The sequence below is a fragment of the Streptomyces sp. 8K308 genome, from assembly GCF_004348315.1.
GTDB lineage: Bacteria > Actinomycetota > Actinomycetes > Streptomycetales > Streptomycetaceae > Streptomyces.
In genome coordinates this window covers 16,363-32,310 of record NZ_SMKC01000014.1, presented here as the reverse complement: position 1 = coordinate 32,310, position 15,948 = coordinate 16,363, and the positions used below count along the sequence as shown (strand labels likewise).

15 protein-coding genes and 1 tRNA gene are annotated in these 15,948 nt (G+C 70.4%); 12 read left to right on the top strand and 4 right to left on the bottom strand.

All coding sequences use genetic code 11. The features are described from left to right. Nucleotides 1–30 precede the first annotated feature (30 nt). The 3 genes from E1265_RS04185 to E1265_RS04175 are packed head-to-tail and all read left to right on the top strand — an operon-like array spanning nt 31 to nt 1,912. On the top strand, nt 31–657 hold the full coding sequence (locus E1265_RS04185) for a DsbA family protein (RefSeq protein ID WP_132928832.1): 627 nt from the start codon (nt 31–33) through the stop codon (nt 655–657). A gap of 23 nt (nt 658–680) precedes the next feature. Continuing rightward, a complete protein-coding gene (locus E1265_RS04180; protein WP_132928831.1) occupies nt 681–1,487 on the top strand; it encodes an MBL fold metallo-hydrolase in 807 nt (268 codons plus the stop codon). Nucleotides 1,488–1,492: 5 nt separating this feature from the next. After that, the gene (locus tag E1265_RS04175; RefSeq protein WP_132928830.1) at nt 1,493–1,912 is read left to right on the top strand and encodes a nuclear transport factor 2 family protein; all 420 of its coding nucleotides are present in this window, start codon (nt 1,493–1,495) and stop codon (nt 1,910–1,912) included. A 1,200-nt stretch (nt 1,913–3,112) separates the two neighbouring features. Here the strand turns inward: E1265_RS04175 and E1265_RS04170 are convergent. Next, a tRNA-Gly gene (locus tag E1265_RS04170) sits at nt 3,113–3,186 on the bottom strand. Nucleotides 3,187–3,328: 142 nt separating this feature from the next. Between E1265_RS04170 and E1265_RS38600 the strand changes: the two genes are divergently transcribed. Then, the gene (locus E1265_RS38600) at nt 3,329–3,544 is read left to right on the top strand and encodes a hypothetical protein (protein ID WP_132928847.1); all 216 of its coding nucleotides are present in this window, start codon (nt 3,329–3,331) and stop codon (nt 3,542–3,544) included. Here E1265_RS38600 and dcd read toward each other — a convergent pair. The 3 genes from dcd to E1265_RS04150 form a co-directional block, all read right to left on the bottom strand. Further along, entirely contained in the window at nt 3,498–4,073 is a 576-nt protein-coding gene (gene dcd / locus E1265_RS04160; protein ID WP_132928829.1) for a dCTP deaminase, read from the bottom strand. The two genes, E1265_RS38600 and dcd, sit on opposite strands and share 47 nt — an antisense overlap. 20 nt (nt 4,074–4,093) lie before the next feature. After that, nucleotides 4,094–4,828, bottom strand: coding sequence for a YIP1 family protein (locus tag E1265_RS04155; protein WP_243740521.1), 735 nt, complete (start codon nt 4,826–4,828; stop codon nt 4,094–4,096). A gap of 175 nt (nt 4,829–5,003) precedes the next feature. After that, nucleotides 5,004–7,190, bottom strand: a complete 2,187-nt coding sequence (locus E1265_RS04150) for a (Fe-S)-binding protein (RefSeq protein WP_132928828.1) — start codon at nt 7,188–7,190, stop codon at nt 5,004–5,006. 267 nt (nt 7,191–7,457) lie between these two features. Here E1265_RS04150 and E1265_RS04145 point away from each other — a divergent pair, with 267 nt between their 5' ends. The 8 genes from E1265_RS04145 (at nt 7,458) to grpE (ending at nt 15,948) form a co-directional block, all read left to right on the top strand. Next, the gene (locus E1265_RS04145; RefSeq protein ID WP_132928827.1) at nt 7,458–8,039 is read left to right on the top strand and encodes an NAD(P)H-dependent oxidoreductase; all 582 of its coding nucleotides are present in this window, start codon (nt 7,458–7,460) and stop codon (nt 8,037–8,039) included. Then, complete coding sequence (locus tag E1265_RS04140) at nt 8,036–9,487, top strand: DHA2 family efflux MFS transporter permease subunit (protein WP_132928826.1); 1,452 nt, start codon at nt 8,036–8,038, stop codon at nt 9,485–9,487. The genes E1265_RS04145 and E1265_RS04140 overlap by 4 nt, the downstream gene beginning before the upstream one ends. 78 nt (nt 9,488–9,565) lie before the next feature. Next, nucleotides 9,566–10,555 (top strand): LCP family protein, encoded by a 990-nt coding sequence (locus E1265_RS04135; RefSeq protein WP_132928825.1) that lies wholly within the window; start codon nt 9,566–9,568, stop codon nt 10,553–10,555. Between the two features lie 81 nt (nt 10,556–10,636). Then, the gene (locus E1265_RS04130; protein WP_132928824.1) at nt 10,637–11,287 is read left to right on the top strand and encodes an NAD(P)-binding domain-containing protein; all 651 of its coding nucleotides are present in this window, start codon (nt 10,637–10,639) and stop codon (nt 11,285–11,287) included. A 22-nt stretch (nt 11,288–11,309) separates the two neighbouring features. Then, nucleotides 11,310–12,062, top strand: a complete 753-nt coding sequence (locus E1265_RS04125; protein WP_132928823.1) for a peptidoglycan recognition protein — start codon at nt 11,310–11,312, stop codon at nt 12,060–12,062. A 36-nt stretch (nt 12,063–12,098) separates the two neighbouring features. Next, a complete protein-coding gene (locus E1265_RS04120) occupies nt 12,099–13,274 on the top strand; it encodes a PP2C family protein-serine/threonine phosphatase (protein ID WP_243740520.1) in 1,176 nt (391 codons plus the stop codon). A gap of 137 nt (nt 13,275–13,411) precedes the next feature. Further along, nucleotides 13,412–15,268, top strand: a complete 1,857-nt coding sequence (gene dnaK, locus E1265_RS04115) for a molecular chaperone DnaK (protein WP_132928822.1) — start codon at nt 13,412–13,414, stop codon at nt 15,266–15,268. Further along, complete coding sequence (gene grpE, locus E1265_RS04110; RefSeq protein WP_132928821.1) at nt 15,265–15,948, top strand: nucleotide exchange factor GrpE; 684 nt, start codon at nt 15,265–15,267, stop codon at nt 15,946–15,948. Before dnaK ends, grpE begins: the two co-directional genes overlap by 4 nt.

Below are 15,948 nucleotides of genomic sequence, written 5' to 3'. Positions count from 1 at the left end.
CGGGCGCCACACCTTTGCTGGGACCTTCGAATGAAGCTCGTCTACGTCTTCGATGCCTACTGCGGCTGGTCGCACGGGTTCTCCGGAACTCTGCGCGAGACCGTCTCCCGTCATCCCGCGCTGCCGGTCGAGGTGGTCTCCGGCGGTCTGTTCACCGGGCCACGCCGGGTGCCGATCCGCGAGTTCGGCTACGTCCAGGGTGCCAACGCCAAGATCGCCGAGCTGACCGGCGCCGAGTTCGGCGAGGGCTACGAGCGGCTGATCGCCGACGGGGCGTTCGTCATGGACTCCGAGGCCGCCGCACGCGGCGTCGCAGCCCTGCGCCGGGAGGCCCCCGACCGCGCGGCGGAACTGGCTGGCGCACTCCAGCGGGCCTTCTACGTCGACGGCCTCAGCCTCTCCGACCCGGGGACCCACCGGAGGGTCGCCGAAGAGGCCGGGCTGGACGCCGACGCCGTCGTCGCCGCCTTCGACGCGCCCGAGGCGCACCACGCGGCAGCGGACGACTTCCGCCGCTCCGCCGAGCTCGGCGTCACCGGCTTCCCCACCCTGCTCGCCGTCGACGGCGACCGGGTCGTCCCCCTGGCCCGTGGCCACGCCACCGCCGACGAGATCGACCGGCGACTGGCCGCCCTGAACACCGCCCCCACCCACTGAATTCCATCCCCAGGAGGCCCCGCATGAGCACCCTCTCCTTCAAGGTCCTCGACCTCGACTTCCCGACCGGCAGCAAGAACAAGACCGCCACGCTCGTCACCGGTGAGCAGGAGGCCCTGCTGGTCGACGCCGCCTTCACCCGCGCCGACGGCCACCGCCTCGCCGCCGAGATCCTCGACTCCGGCAAGAAGCTGACCACCGTCTTCGTCAGCCACGGCGACCCCGACTTCTACTTCGGCGCCGAGGTCCTCGCCGACGCCTTCCCCGACGCCACCTTCGTCGCCACCCCGATCGTCATCGAGCACATCCAGCACTCCTACGAAGGCAAGCTCAAGGCCTGGGCGGCCCTCGGCCCGAACCTGCCCACCCGCCTGATCGACCTCACCCCGCTGACCGGCGACCTCACCTTGGAGGGGCACCGTTTCGAGCTCAAGGGCGGCCCGGCCGGCCTGCCCGACCGCCACTACCTGTGGCAGGCCGAGTACCGCGCCCTCCTCGGCGGTGTCCTGCTCTTCCAGCAGGAGCACGTCTGGGTCGCCGACACCCCCACCCCCGAGCACCGCTCCGTCTGGATCGAACTGCTGGACGAGATGGCCTCCCTTCAGCCGGAGCTGGTCGTCCCCGGCCACCGTCTGCCCGGCTCGGCGGCCGACGCCTCAGCCATCACCGCCACCCGCGACTACCTCGTCGCCTTTGAGGAGGAGCTTGGCAAGGCGCCCGACGGCGCGACGCTGACCGAGGCGCTCGTCAGGCGCTATCCCGACAACGGCATGCTCATCGCCGCCAAGCTCGGGGCGAAGGTCGCCAAGGGCGAGATGACGTGGGGCTGAGTGCCATGACGTATGAGCACGCCGACTTCGCGACCTCCACGGCACCGGCCGACGTGGTCCGCCGCCAGTACCTGGCCTCCGCGGCCGGCGACCTGGAGGCCCTGCGCGCCACCCTCGCCCCGGACGTGGAGTGGAAGGAGATGGCAGGCTTCCCTCTCGCCGGCACGTACCGCACTCCCGACGGGGTCACCTCCCACGTCATGGAGCAGCTGGGCAGGGAGTGGGACGGCTGGACCGCGCACGACGACACCTATGTCGCCGAGGGCGAGAACGTCGTCGTCCTCGCCCGCTACACCGCGACCAACAAGGCCACCGGAAAGCCGATCGACGTGCGCGTCGCCCACCACTTCGTGGTCCGCGGCGGCCTGATCGTCCGCTTCGAGCAGTTCGTCGACACCGCCATGGTTCGCGACGCCATGACGTAGTCGGGGCCGTGCGCGTCCCCGCGCCGCGGACCGGGCGAAGGAGGTGGGTTCGGGGAGCCGCTAGCGAGGGGGCGCACGCTCCACCGTGAACTGCTGCTTTGTATGAGCGACTTCGCAGACATCACGTACGTCAGTGACACGGGTCACAGGAAATGACTCTCGCTATTCGAGAAGCTTGAGGGCCGAGTTGGCTGAAGTGGCCCGTGGCATCCCTGGGTACCCGCTTTGCCTCGACCGGGCGCGCGGAGGGCGTGTAAACCCTGAAATTGGACCAGGCAACAAGTAAACCCCAGGCCGCTGACCCGGGGTTCCCTCTGGTGCGGGCGACGAGAATCGAACTCGCGCTCTGAGCTTGGGAATCACCGCAGCAACCTGCACACTTATGAGCTTGACCAGGTAAGACGGGTGCCAGGGCGAGCCCTTGGGTTCGTCATCGCACCCGATGTTGGCCTTGGTTGACCGACCTGACGGGCACGGATCGGGCACCGGGTGGGATGTCGTGGGACAAGTTCTGCCTTGGCATCCTCCGGGACATGCACGCACGCTCGCGCCAGTTCGTCAGAGCGCCGCTCTGTCGCCGCTAACACCGCAGTAGACACCTGCGCCACTGGGTACGCTGCTTCCATGCGAACCCCACCCACCGACGTCGTGAGGCGCATTGTCCGGAGTTTGCGGGTGCGCGGTATGGAGCCAGCACTCGGGGGGTCAGGGCTACTTGTAGCGCTAGGGCTCGCCGAGACCGCTCATGACTGGGATCTGACTGTTGACTCCCCGGAGGACGCGGTACGCGAGGCATTGGACGAAGACGGGTTCCTGTTCTCAGATGCGACCGGCGGCGGCCGACTGTACGCGACACGGCGCCGGTTGGTCGTCGACGGTGGGGACCACTCAATCGACCTGCTGGTGGGGTTCGCTTTACGGTCTGCGGACGAGGTCGTGTCGTTGCCTGCGCGGGTGACCGGGTCCTGGAGAGGGCTGCCACTGGCCGATCCGGTGGTGTGGGAGCGGGCGTACATTCTCCTGGGGCGGCCAGGGAAAGCAGCCGCGCTGCGGCAGTGGCTGAGCGACGAACCCTAGGCTGGAACGGAACCGGCGCGGAACGTTGAGCCACCTCCGCAGGCAGCAGGCACACAGGCAAAAGAAGGTCGACCACGAAAGGCCCAGGTCAGGGACCATGTCCCTGACCTGGGCCTTACCTACTGGAGCGGGCGACGAGAATCGAACTCGCGCTCTGAGCTTGGGAAGCTCATGTTCTACCATTAAACTACGCCCGCCGGGAGCAGCCGTGAGGGCTGCTCGCCGGGGTCAGCTTACCGCATGTGGGGGGCGGTGGGGTACGCCGGAGTGGCTGCGGGGGTGGTGTCGGTGTCTTCCCCTAGGGTGGCGGTCGTCATCCGAAGCAGGGAGAGGGAAGCGTTGCAGGCAGCCTTCGAGAGCGTCACCGTTGTTCGCTGTGCCGAGGGGCACGTGTTCAGTACGTCGCGGTTCCCCTTGCAGCAGTTGGGGAGTGAGCGGATCGGGCCCGGGCGGTTGTTGCGGTGTCCACGGTGTGCGCGGTTGCGGAGTGCGGTGCCGGTGGGGGGCGTCACGTCCGCGTTCGGTGGAAGTTCAGGTAGGAGCGGGACGGCGTAGGGCCGCGCTGGCCCTGGTAGCGGGAGCCGACCTCGGCCGAGCCGTAGGGGTGCTCGGCCGGGGAGGTCAGGCGGAACAAGCAGAGTTGGCCGATCTTCATGCCCGGCCACAGCTTGATGGGGAGGGTGGCCACGTTGGAGAGCTCGAGCGTGACGTGGCCGGAGAAGCCGGGGTCGATGAAGCCGGCCGTGGAGTGGGTGAGGAGTCCCAGGCGGCCCAGGGAGCTCTTGCCCTCGAGGCGGGAGGCGATGTCGTCGGGGAGGGTGATCACCTCGTAGGTCGAGGCGAGGACGAACTCCCCGGGGTGGAGGATGAAGGGCTCGTCGCCGGGGGGCTCGATCATGCGGGTCAGATCGGGCTGTTCGGTGGCCGGGTCGATGTGCGGGTAGCGGTGGTTCTCGAAGACCCGGAAGTAGCGGTCCAGCCGTACGTCGATGCTCGACGGCTGGACCATCACCGGGTCGTATGGCTCGATCCGTACCCGTCCGGAGTCGATTTGCGTCCGGATGTCCTTGTCTGACAGCAGCACGCCCCGAGGCTACAGGGTGGCTAGAGGGTGCCCAACTTGACCAGCATCAGGACGGCGAGCAGCTGGATCGCCGAGGCGGCCAGCGCGCGTGGCCAGGGGATCTCGTGGGATCGGCTGACCATCATGGTGAACAGCAGGCCGGCGAAGAGCCAGGTGGCCCAACCGACCAGCTGGACAACGGGGTTGGCACCGCCGAGGAAGAGGGCGAGGGCGAGCCGCGGCACGTCGGACAGCGTCATGACCAGCATGGCGAGGCCGGCCGTGGGGGCCCAGATGCCGTTGCCTCCGAACTGTCGCGCCAGGTTGTGGGTGACCGTGCCGAGCAGCAGGGCGCCGAGCACCATGACCACGCCGGTGATCAGCAGGTAGGGCGCCAGCGTGGAGGCCGTCGAGTCGAGGACGGACTCACGGGCGCTGTCCAGGCCGAAGACGGCGAGCAGGCCGTAGAGGAAGGTGACGACCAGCGCCGGCGCCCAGATCGGGTAGTCCCGCATGCGCCAGAAGGTGGAGCTGGGCCGGAAGATCACGCCGACGAGCAGTTGCTTCCAGGGGAGCGGTGGTCCGGGCGGGGGCGCGTTCCCGGCCGGGGTGTGGTCGTCCTGGCCGGCGTGGGGCTGTGCCGCGTAGGGATCGGGCGAGCCGTAGCCCGGCGGATAGCCCCCCGGGGTGGGCTGCGGGTAGGTGGGGTGCTGCCCGTATGGGGGGTGTCCGTACGGGGGCTGCTGATCGTCGCGATCGTCTCTGAAACCGGCCACGAGTACGAACGTACCGCTTCCCGGCACCCGGAATGCGCCGGAGGGGCCGAGATGGGCCTCGCCCAGCGCCGCGAGCGCGGACGGACGTTCCCCAGACCCGTTCGACTCCTCCGGCAACCCGCCCTCCGCCCGGTCGCGGCGATCATGGCATGCCCGATCGGGCGCGACAAGGGCGCTATCCGGCCGGTTCCGGAGCCGGTTCGGGTGCCGTCGTCCGGGCCTGGCTGTCGCCGTCGTCCGGCTCGCGGACGGACTCGAGCAGGAGCTGGGCGACGTCGACGACGCGGAGGTCGTCCTTGATGGCGCTCGCGGCGGCGGCCTGCTTGCCGTTGACCGAGTCGGTGAGCATGACGAGGCAGAACGGGCAGGCCGTGGAGATGATGTCGGGGTTGAGCGCGAGCGCCTCGTCGACGCGCTCGTCGTTGATGCGCTTGCCGATGCGCTCCTCCATCCACATGCGGGCGCCGCCGGCGCCGCAGCAGAAGCCGCGCTCCTTGTGGCGGTGCATCTCCTCGTTGCGCAGTCCCGGGACGCGGCCGATGATCTCGCGCGGCGGGGTGTACACCTTGTTGTGGCGGCCGAGGTAGCAGGGGTCGTGGTAGGTGATCAGACCCTCGACGGGGGTGACGGGGATCAGCTTGCCGGTGTCGACGAGGTGCTGGAGCAGCTGGGTGTGGTGGATGACCTCGAAGTGGCCGCCGAGCTGGGGGTACTCGTTGGCGATGGTGTTGAAGCAGTGTGGGCAGGTGGTGACGATCTTCTTGGCGGCGGCGGCGTTGAGTGTCTCCACGTTCTGCTGGCCGAGCTGCTGGAAGAGGAACTCGTTGCCCAGGCGGCGGGCGGAGTCGCCGGTGCAGGACTCGTCGCCGCCCATGATGGCGAACGAGACGCCCGCGATGTGGAGGAGTTCGGCGAAGGCCTTGGTGGTCTTCTTGGCGCGGTCCTCGAGGGCGCCGGCGCAGCCGACCCAGTAGAGGTAGTCGATGTCCGTGAGGTCCTCGACGTCCTGGCCGACGACGGGGACCGGGAAGTCGACCTCGCGCGTCCACTCCAGGCGCTTCTTCTTGGCCAGGCCCCAGGGGTTGCCCTTGCGTTCGAGGTTCTTCAGCATGGTGCCGGCCTCGCTGGGGAACGAGGACTCGATCATGACCTGATAGCGGCGCATGTCGACGATGTGGTCGACGTGCTCGATGTCGACGGGGCACTGCTCGACGCAGGCCCCGCAGGTGGTGCAGGACCACAGGACGTCGGGGTCGATCACGCCGCTCTCGGCGGCGGGGGCGACCAGCGGGCGGTCGGTGGTCTCGTTGCTCTCGCCGGCGAGGAGGTAGGGGGCGGTGGCGTGCGCGTGGTCCCGCAGGGACATGATCAGGAGCTTGGGGGAGAGCGGCTTGCCGGTGTTCCAGGCGGGGCACTGGGACTGGCAGCGGCCGCACTCGGTGCAGGTGGAGAAGTCGAGCAGGCCCTTCCAGGAGAAGTGCTCGATCTTGGAGACGCCGAACTGCGTGTCCTCGCCGCCCTCTTCGTCGAAGACGGTCTCGAAGTCGATCGGCCTGCCGCCCGAGGTCATGGGCTGGAGCGGGCCGAGCGCGGTCGAGCCGTCGGCCTCGCGCTTGAACCAGATGTTGGGGAAGGCGAGGAAGCGGTGCCAGGCCACGCCCATGCTGGTGTTGAGGGCGACGGTGATGGCCCAGGTCATGGTGGTGCCGAGCTTGACCAGGGCGACGAGGTAGACGAGGTTCTGCAGGGCGGCCGTGGACAGGCCGTCGAAGGCGGCGACCAGGGGGTAGGTGACGAAGTACGCCGGCCGGTAGCCGTCGACGTGGTGCAGGGCGCCCTCCAGGCCGCGGAGCAGCAGGATGCAGACGCCGATGGTGAGGATGACGTACTCGACGAAGTAGGCCTGCCAGGCCGTGGATCCGGCGAATCGGGACTTCCGGCCGGCCCGGGAGGGGAGGCTGAGCTGGCGGATGACGATCAGGGTGGCGATGCCGAGGGTCGTCGCCAGCGCGATGAACTCGATGTACATCTCGTAGGGGACGATGCCCCCGAGCACGGGGAGCGTCCAGTCGGCCTGGAAGAGCTGGCCGAAGGCCTGGACGATGGTCAGGCCGAGGGTGAGGAAGCCGATGGCTACGAACCAGTGCGCGACGCCGACGGGGGCCCAGCGGTTCATCCGGGTGTGGCCCAGGAACTCGCGGGCCAGGGTCAGGGTGCGCTGGCCGGGGGCGTCGGTGCGCTGTCCCTTCGGCACGGGTTGGCCGAGGCGGAGACGGCGGACGATCTCCACGGCGGCCCGGCCGAACAGTGCGACGGCGACCGCGGTGAGCACCAGCGAGACGACGATCGCGACGAGTTGCATGGCGGCGGCTCCTCGGGCGTGCGGACGGAGGCGGGTTCGCGACCCGGCTGGCTGCCTGGCCGGCAGGGGCTAGCAAGATAGCCCAGCGAAATCCTACTGGACGGTAACTTCACCTGACCAGTCGATCGAGCGCGGCCGCCGGGCCAGGTCGTCGGCGGTCGGCGGGCCGCCACTTGACTTCAAGTTACCTTGAGGTACCAGCCTGGGTCCCACACGGGGACGGCACGTCCCCGGAAGACGGAAGTACTCGAGACAGGGGACAGGGCGATGGGGCAGGAACGGCATGAGCTGGCCGTCGCGGTGATCGGCGGCAGCGCCAGAGCCGGCAGGTTTGGCCCGGCCGTCGTGGCGTGGGCCGCGGACCAGGTGGGACGACGAATCGACATGGCGGTGGACGTCGTGGATGTGGCGGACGCGGAACTGCCTTGGGACATGGGCGGATACGGCGCCGACCCGACGCCGGGACCGCTGGCGCCTCGGCTGGAGGCGGCCGATGCCTTCGTGGTGGTCACCCCCGAGTACAACCACAGCTACCCGGCCGCGCTCAAGAACATGATCGACTGGCACCGCCGGGAGTGGCAGGCGAAGCCCGTCGCCTTCGTCTCGTACGGCGCCTTCTCGGGCGGACTGCGGGCCGTCGAACACCTGCGGGGCGTCTTCGCCGAACTGCACACTGTCACCATCCGGGACACCGTGAGTTTCCAGAACGCCTGGGAGCGGTTCGACGCCGCCGGCCGGCCCGTGGAGACCGAGGCGTGCGAGCGCGCGGCCAAGACGATGCTCGACCAACTCGCCTGGTGGGGCCACGCGCTGCGTGATGCCCGGGCGGCACACCCATACGCCTCATGAGCGCCCGCGCCGTCGCCGGCGTCATCGTGCTCGGCGCGCTGACGACCGTGCTGGACACCACCATCGTCAACGTCGCCCTGAACCCGCTGGTCCGCGAGTTCGACGTGCCGCTGACCACGATCCAGTGGGTGGCCTCCGGCTACACCCTGGCGCTGGCCGCGGTCATCCCGGCCACCGCCTGGGCCATGGGGCGCTTCGGCAGCAGGCGCCTCTACATGCTGGCCATGAGCGTGTTCACCCTTGGCTCGGCCCTCGCCGGGCTGGCCTGGAACGCGGAGTCACTGATCGCCTTCCGGGTGCTCCAGGGCCTGGGCGGCGGCATGGTGATGCCGGTGGGCATGGCCGTGATCATGCAGGCCGCCGCCAGGGAGGGGAAGCAGGGCGCGATGATGTCGCTGCTCGGGCTCCCCATCCTGGTGGGCCCGGTCGCCGGCCCCGTGCTCGGCGGCTGGCTCGTGGACGAGGTCTCCTGGCGCTGGATGTTCCTGATCAACCTGCCGGTCGGGCTGCTCACCGTGGCGCTGGCCCACCGGGTGTTCCCACAGGACGTGCCACAGCCGGGGCGCCGGCTCGACGTGCTGGGGCTGCTGATGCTCTCGCCCGGGCTCGCCGCGGTCATCTATGGGCTGACCCGGGCCAGCGAGGGCTCGTCCGGGCTCGGCAGCCCGGCCTCGCTGCTTCCCGCGCTGGCGGGAGCCGTGCTGGTGGTCGGGTTCGTGGCGCGCTCGCTGACCGTCGCCGACCCGCTGATCGACCTGCGGCTACTGCGGCGCCGCCCGCTGGCCGTCGGTGCGATGACGATGCTGCTGTTCGTCACCGGCTACTTCGGGTCGATGCTGCTGGCGCCCATGTACTACCAGGAGGTGCGCGAGACCTCCGTGTTGGCCTCCGGGCTGCTGTACGCGCCCGCCGGGCTCGCCGCCGGGACGATGATGCAGGTGGCGGGCCGGTTGGTGGACCGCGTGCCGCCGCGGCTCATCGTCCTGCCGGGGATCCTCCTGGCGGCGACCGGACTCGCCGCCTTCGCCGCCCAGGCCGAGCCCGGCGCCTCCTACCTCCGGTTGGGCATCGCGCTCGCCGTCATGGGGGCGGGGGTGGGCATGGTGATGATGCCGAACATCGCCGCGGCCACCAGGGCCATCGGAGCGGCGGACGCGCCGGCGGCCTCCACCCTGCTCAACATCACCTCGCAGGTGGCCGGCTCCATCGGTCCGGCCATGATCTCGATGGTGCTCGCCGGGCGGCTGGCCGAAGCCCCCGCCGCCGGCGATCCGGCGGCACTGGCGGGCGCCTACCAGCACACCTACGTCTGGGGCATCGTGGCGATGGCCGCCGCGGCGCTGCCGGCCCTGCTCATATCCGGGCGCCGGCCGGCCCCCGTCCCGCAGGCCGTGGGACCCGTCGACCGGGCGGTGGACGTCCGATCGAGGGAAGTCGCGGACAAATAATCTCAAAAGCCTTCAAAGCCCTTCCGATGCGCGCACGATGGACCGACATCGAGCGCACACCGGAAGGGTGGCTGTCGTTTGCCAGTACACACGTCACGCGGTCACGGGGTGCTGTGGTGGTTGCTGCTCGCCTTCGGCGTGCTGCTGGCGATCGTCGCCGGCACCGCCCTGTGGGCCTTCCAGAAGCTGGAGGGCAACATCCGCACGGACCATGCCGCGACCCGCGAACTCGAGGCGCACGCCGCGGAACGGCCCGACGCGGGCACCGGAGAGGCCAGGAACATCCTGGTGATCGGGGAGGACTGGGGCTCGGGCACCGGCAACGCGCGCTCCGACACCGTGCTGCTGCTCCACCTCTCCGGCGACGGCGAGCGCGCCGAGGCCCTGAACGTGCCGCGCGACCTCGTCGTGGATATCCCCGGCTGCCGCACCCCGGACGGCGACAGGAGCGAGCCGCGGCACGCGCAGTTCAACTGGGCGTTCCAGTTCGGCGGGGCGGCCTGCACCATCCGCACGTTCGAGCAACTGACCGACGTCCGCGTCGACCACCACATCGTCGTGGGCTTCGAGGGCTTCGCCGACATCGTGGACGCCGTGGGCGGGGTGGAGGTGGAGCTCGCCGAGGACGAGCACGACCCCAACGTGGGCCACGACCTGAGCGCCGGCCTGCACCGACTCGACGGCGAACAGGCGCTCGCCTACGTCAGGGCCCGCGTCTTCGTCGGCGACGGCAGCGACCTCAACCGCCTCCTGCGCCAGCAGGACTTCCTGGGGCGCGTCTACCAGAAGGTGACGACGCAGGGAACACTCACCAACCCCGCGCGGCTCTACCCGTTGCTCGCCGCCGTGACCTCGTCGATCACCGCGGACCCCGGGCTCGACTCGCTCGATGCCCTGGCCGACCTGGTCGCCGATCTCCGGGCCGTGCCGGACGGCGGCATCACCTTCCACACCGTGCCCACCGTGCCACACCCACAGCGCCCCAACCGGCTGACGCTCGACCACCCGGCCGCCGACGACGTCTTCGCCGACCTGCGCGCCGACCGGCCGCTGCCCGAGCGCGCCTGAGCACTCGCGGCGGGCCGCCGAGGCCTCGTGCCGCCCGCCGGCCGAGATGCGCGCTCCCGGGGCGCGTGCTGGCATGGAGAGGTGATCATCGCGATTATCGGCCCGGGCAACATGGCCCGGGGCATAGCGACCCGGGCACTGGCCGGCGGCCACACCGTGCGGCTGGTCGGCCGCTCGGCGGAGCAGGCGGCGGCCCTGGCCGAGGAGCTGCGCCGCGCGGCCCCCGGCGGCGACGGCGACGTCCGCCAGTCCGATGCCATCGCGGTCGAGGACGCCGACCTGGTGGTGCTCGCGGTGCCCTACCCGGCCGGGCGGGAGGTGGTGGCCGACTACGGCACGGCGCTGACCGGATCCGTCATCGTCGACATCTGCAACCCGGTCGACTTCTCCACCTTCGACTCCCTCGCGGTGCCGGCGGGCACCTCGGCCGCCGAGCAGATAGCCGCCGAGGCCGCACCTGGCGCCCCGGTGGTGAAGGCCTTCAACACCACCTTCGCCGCCACCCTGCTGTCCGGCCAGGTCGCCGGACAACCCCTGGACGTGCTGATCGCGGGCGACGACGAGGACGCCAAGCGAAGCGTGGCCGAGCTGGCCGCCTCCGGCGGACTGCGGCCGTTGGACGTGGGGCCGCTACGCCGCGCCCGGGAACTGGAGGCTTTTCAGTTCCTGCACATGGCGGCCCAGGAGCGACTCGGCCTCAACTGGTCGAGCGCTGTCAAGATCCTGCCCTGAGGGCGTGACCTCGGGAGTGCGCATGTGGGTTCGCCGGATCGCCCTGTGGGCAGCCACCGTCCTGCCCATCGCCAGCCTGGTGACCTGGGACACCCCGCCTCTCACCGGCCAGGCCCCGCCGCCGCCGGCCGCCGAGCGCCCGCTGCCGCCCGTCGAGCGGCCCACGGCCGCCCCTGACGTCGTCACCCGCGAGGACTGGGGCGCCGACGAGAAGCTGCGCACCGAGCCCGTGACGTACACGGGCGCGGCCCGGGCCGTCTTCGTCCACCACACCAACCACCCGGACGACTACGACTGCGAGGACGTGCCGGAGATGCTCCGCGGCATGCAGCAGGACCATGTGCTGTGGAAGGGCTGGGACGACATCGGCTACAACTTCGTGGTCGACCGCTGCGGCACCATCTACGAGGGCAGGGGCGGCGGAGCCGACCGCTTCGTGCAGGGCGCGCACACCACCGGGTTCAACGCGGACAGCGTCGGCGTCGCGGCGCTCGGCGACTTCGGCACCGAGGGCAGCGTGCCGGTGGAGCTGGTCTCGGCGATCGCCAAGATCGCCGCCTGGAAGCTGCGGCCGGGCACTGACCCGCGTGGCCGGGTGCGCCTGGTCTCCACCAACGACGACAGCCGGGTGCCGGCCGGCGACCCGGCCGAACTCGACGTGGTCTCCGGCCACCGGGACATCGTCCAGACCCACTGCCCGGGTGACGTGCTGTACGCCAGGCTTCCCGAGATCCGCGCGGAGGCCGCCCGGCTGCGGAGCACCGGACATGGCTGAGCGGGCGCCGCGCCCGGCGGTCGGGCGGCCGGTGCCGTGACCCCTCCGCTTCCTGGTCCGCTGCCCGGCGCCGAGCCCGCCCAGGTGCTGCCGCGCTGGCTGCGCCTGCTGCCGGCGGCGCTGTTGATCGGGACGGCGGTCGCCCAACTGGCCGAGCCCCGCTCCCCGCAGTTCGGCTACCTGCTTTCCGCGCTTCCGCCGCTGACCGGGCTGATCTACGGGCCCGGACTGACCGCGGTGCTCGGCGCGGCGGTGCTCGTGCTGCTCGCGCTTCCCGTCACGCGCCCCGGCCACGTCTCGGGCGGCGACCTGGCGGCGGTAGCGGCGATCGGCGCGTCCAGCGTGCTGGTCGCGTGGTTCCGGGCGCGGTACACGCGCGACCTCGTGGTGTTCCGCAGCGTGGCCGAGGCCGCGCAGCGGGCGGTGCTTCCGCCGCTTCCCGAGCGCGTCGGACCGGTGCGCTGCGCCGCTCTCTACCGGGCGGCGCAGCGTGGCGCGCTGGTCGGCGGCGACCTCTACGACGTGCGGGCGGGGCCGTTCGGGGTGCGGGCGCTGGTCGGTGACGTGCAGGGGCACGGCGTCGCGGCGGTGGGCACGGTGGCCTCGGTCCTCGGCACCTTTCGGGAGGCGGCGCTCGACGAGGCGGGGCTCGAGGGCCTGGCGGCGCGCCTCGACCGGCGGCTCAGACTGGACGCGGGCGACCGGACGGAGCTGTTCGCCACGGCGCTTCTGCTCGAGTTTCCTCCTGGCGGGGCGATGGTGCGTCTTGTGAGCTGTGGGCATCCTCCGCTGCTGCTGCTCAGGGGCTGGCGGGTGCGGGAGCTCGGCTCCCAGCCGGGCCCGCCGCTCGGGCTCGGACTGCCGGGTGGGGGAGCTCCCCGGCCGGCCGCGACCGATCTCGCGAGGGGCGACGTGCTGCTCGGCTACACGGACGGGGTGACGGAGGCCCGGGGGGCCGACGGCGCTTTCTACCCGTTGGTCGACCGGCTCGCCGCCCGCCTCGGGGCGGACGGTGCGCTGGCGCCCGGCGACGTCGTGGACTTCGTCTGGCGGGACCTGACGGCCTTCGCCCGGGAGATCAGGGACGACGTGGCGCTCCTGTCCCTCAGCCTGAACGCCGAGCCACACGCTGACGCTGGCCTGGACGCGGATGTCGATGCGGATCTGGCTACCGAAGGGGGTCTGAACAACGTTCATAGTCACGCAGAGTAATTGATTGAGTCGTCGAACGCAACAAGAGTTGAGTCGCTTCCGCTCAGGTCATTTGACTCCCGGTGGTGGCTGAGGCAGTCTTGAGTCAGCTACGCTCAATGCCAAGACAGATCAGTTAGCAGCCGGAGGAAACCGAAATGGCACGTGCGGTCGGCATCGACCTGGGTACGACGAACTCCGTCGTCAGTGTTCTCGAGGGCGGTGAGCCCACCGTCATCACCAACGCCGAGGGCGCCAGGACCACGCCGTCCGTTGTGGCCTTCGCGAAGAACGGCGAGGTGCTTGTCGGCGAGGTCGCCAAGCGTCAGGCCGTCACCAACGTGGACCGGACGATCCGGTCGGTCAAGCGCCACATGGGCACCGACTGGAAGATCGGCCTGGACGGCAAGGACTTCAACCCGCAGCAGATCAGCGCCTTCATCCTGCAGAAGCTCAAGCGGGACGCCGAGGCGTACCTGGGCGAGAAGGTCACCGACGCGGTGATCACCGTCCCGGCGTACTTCAACGACCACGAGCGCCAGGCCACCAAGGAGGCCGGCGAGATCGCCGGTCTGAACGTGCTGCGGATCGTGAACGAGCCGACCGCGGCCGCCCTGGCCTACGGCCTGGAGAAGGACGACCAGACCATCCTCGTCTTCGACCTCGGTGGCGGCACCTTCGACGTCTCGCTGCTCGAGATCGGCGACGGCGTGGTCGAGGTCAAGGCCACCAACGGTGACAACCACCTCGGTGGTGACGACTGGGACCAGCGCATCGTGGACCACCTGGTCCGTCAGTTCGCCAACGCGCACGGCGTCGACCTCTCCAAGGACAAGATGGCCCTGCAGCGGCTGCGCGAGTCCGCGGAGAAGGCGAAGATCGAGCTCTCCTCCTCCACCGAGACCACGATCAACCTGCCCTACATCACGGCCTCCGCCGAGGGCCCGCTGCACATGGACGAGAAGCTCACCAGGGCGCAGTTCCAGCAGCTGACCTCCGACCTGCTGGAGCGCTGCAAGACCCCGTTCCACAACGTGATCAAGGACGCCGGCATCCAGCTCTCCGAGATCGACCACGTGGTGCTGGTCGGTGGCTCGACCCGGATGCCCGCCGTCGCCGAGCTGGTGCGTGAGCTCACCGGCGGCAAGGAGGCCAACAAGGGCGTCAACCCGGACGAGGTCGTGGCCATCGGCGCCAGCCTCCAGGCGGGTGTACTCAAGGGCGAGGTCAAGGACGTCCTGCTGCTGGACGTCACCCCGCTGTCCCTCGGCATCGAGACCAAGGGCGGCATCATGACCAAGCTGATCGAGCGCAACACCACGATCCCGACCAAGCGCTCCGAGATCTTCACCACGGCCGAGGACAACCAGCCGTCGGTGCAGATCCAGGTCTACCAGGGCGAGCGCGAGATCGCGGCCTACAACAAGAAGCTCGGCATGTTCGAGCTGACCGGCCTGCCGCCGGCGCCGCGCGGGATTCCGCAGATCGAGGTCACCTTCGACATCGACGCCAACGGCATCATGCACGTCTCCGCCAAGGACCTCGGCACCGGCAAGGAGCAGCGGATGACCGTCACCGGCGGCTCAGCGCTGCCGAAGGACGACATCGAGCGGATGATGCGCGACGCCGAGCAGTACGCGGAGGAGGACAAGCGCCGCCGCGAGGCCGCCGAGACGCGCAACCAGGCCGAGCAGCTGAAGTACACCACCGAGAACTTCCTCAAGGAGAACGCGGAGAAGGTCCCGGCCGACGTCAAGACCGAGGTCGAGACCGCCATCGCCGAGCTGGCCGAGCAGCTGAAGGGCGAGGACACCGCGGCCATCCGTGAGGCGTCCGAGAAGCTGGCCGCCACCAGCCAGAAGCTGGGTCAGGCCATGTACGCCGACGCCCAGGCGTCCCAGGCCGCCGCTGGTGGGGAGACGTCGGGCGGCGCGGCCGGAGCTTCGGGTGCCGACGAGGACGTCGTCGACGCCGAGATCGTGGACGACGACAAGCCGAAGGGTGGTGCGGCGTGACCCAGGACCCGCAGGGCTTCGACAAGGAGCCTGAGGTCCCCGACGCCGAGGCGGCGAACCAGGATCTGCCGGCGGAGTCCGCCGCCGAGTCCCCCGTGGAGGGGACCGCGGCGGACGCGGCGGCCGGGGACGCTGTCCCCGAGCCGCCGGCGGCCGATCTCCAGGACGTGGCGGTGACCGCCCAGCTCGACCAGGCCCGTTCGGCGCTGAACGAGCGCACTCAGGACCTGCAGCGGCTCCAGGCGGAGTTCCAGAACTACCGCCGGCGCGTCGAGCGCGACCGGATCGCCGTTAAGGAGGTGGCCGTCGCCAATCTCCTCACCGAGCTGTTGCCGGTGCTCGACGACATCGGTCGCGCCCGGGACCACGGCGAGCTGGTCGGCGGCTTCAAGCACGTCGCGGAGTCGCTCGAGATGGTGGCGGCGAAGATGGGCCTCGCCCAGTTCGGCAAGGAGGGTGAGCCCTTCGACCCGATGATCCACGAGGCCCTGATGCACAGCTACTCGCCCGACGTCACGGAGACCACGTGCGTGCAGATCCTCCAGCCGGGGTACCGGATCGGCGACCGGACGATTCGCCCGGCCCGGGTGGGTGTCGCCGAGCCGCAGCCGGGAAAGCCCGCCGAACAGGAGGAGAGTGCGCCCGAGAAGGACAACGGCGGTGGCCCTGACGAGGGCTGA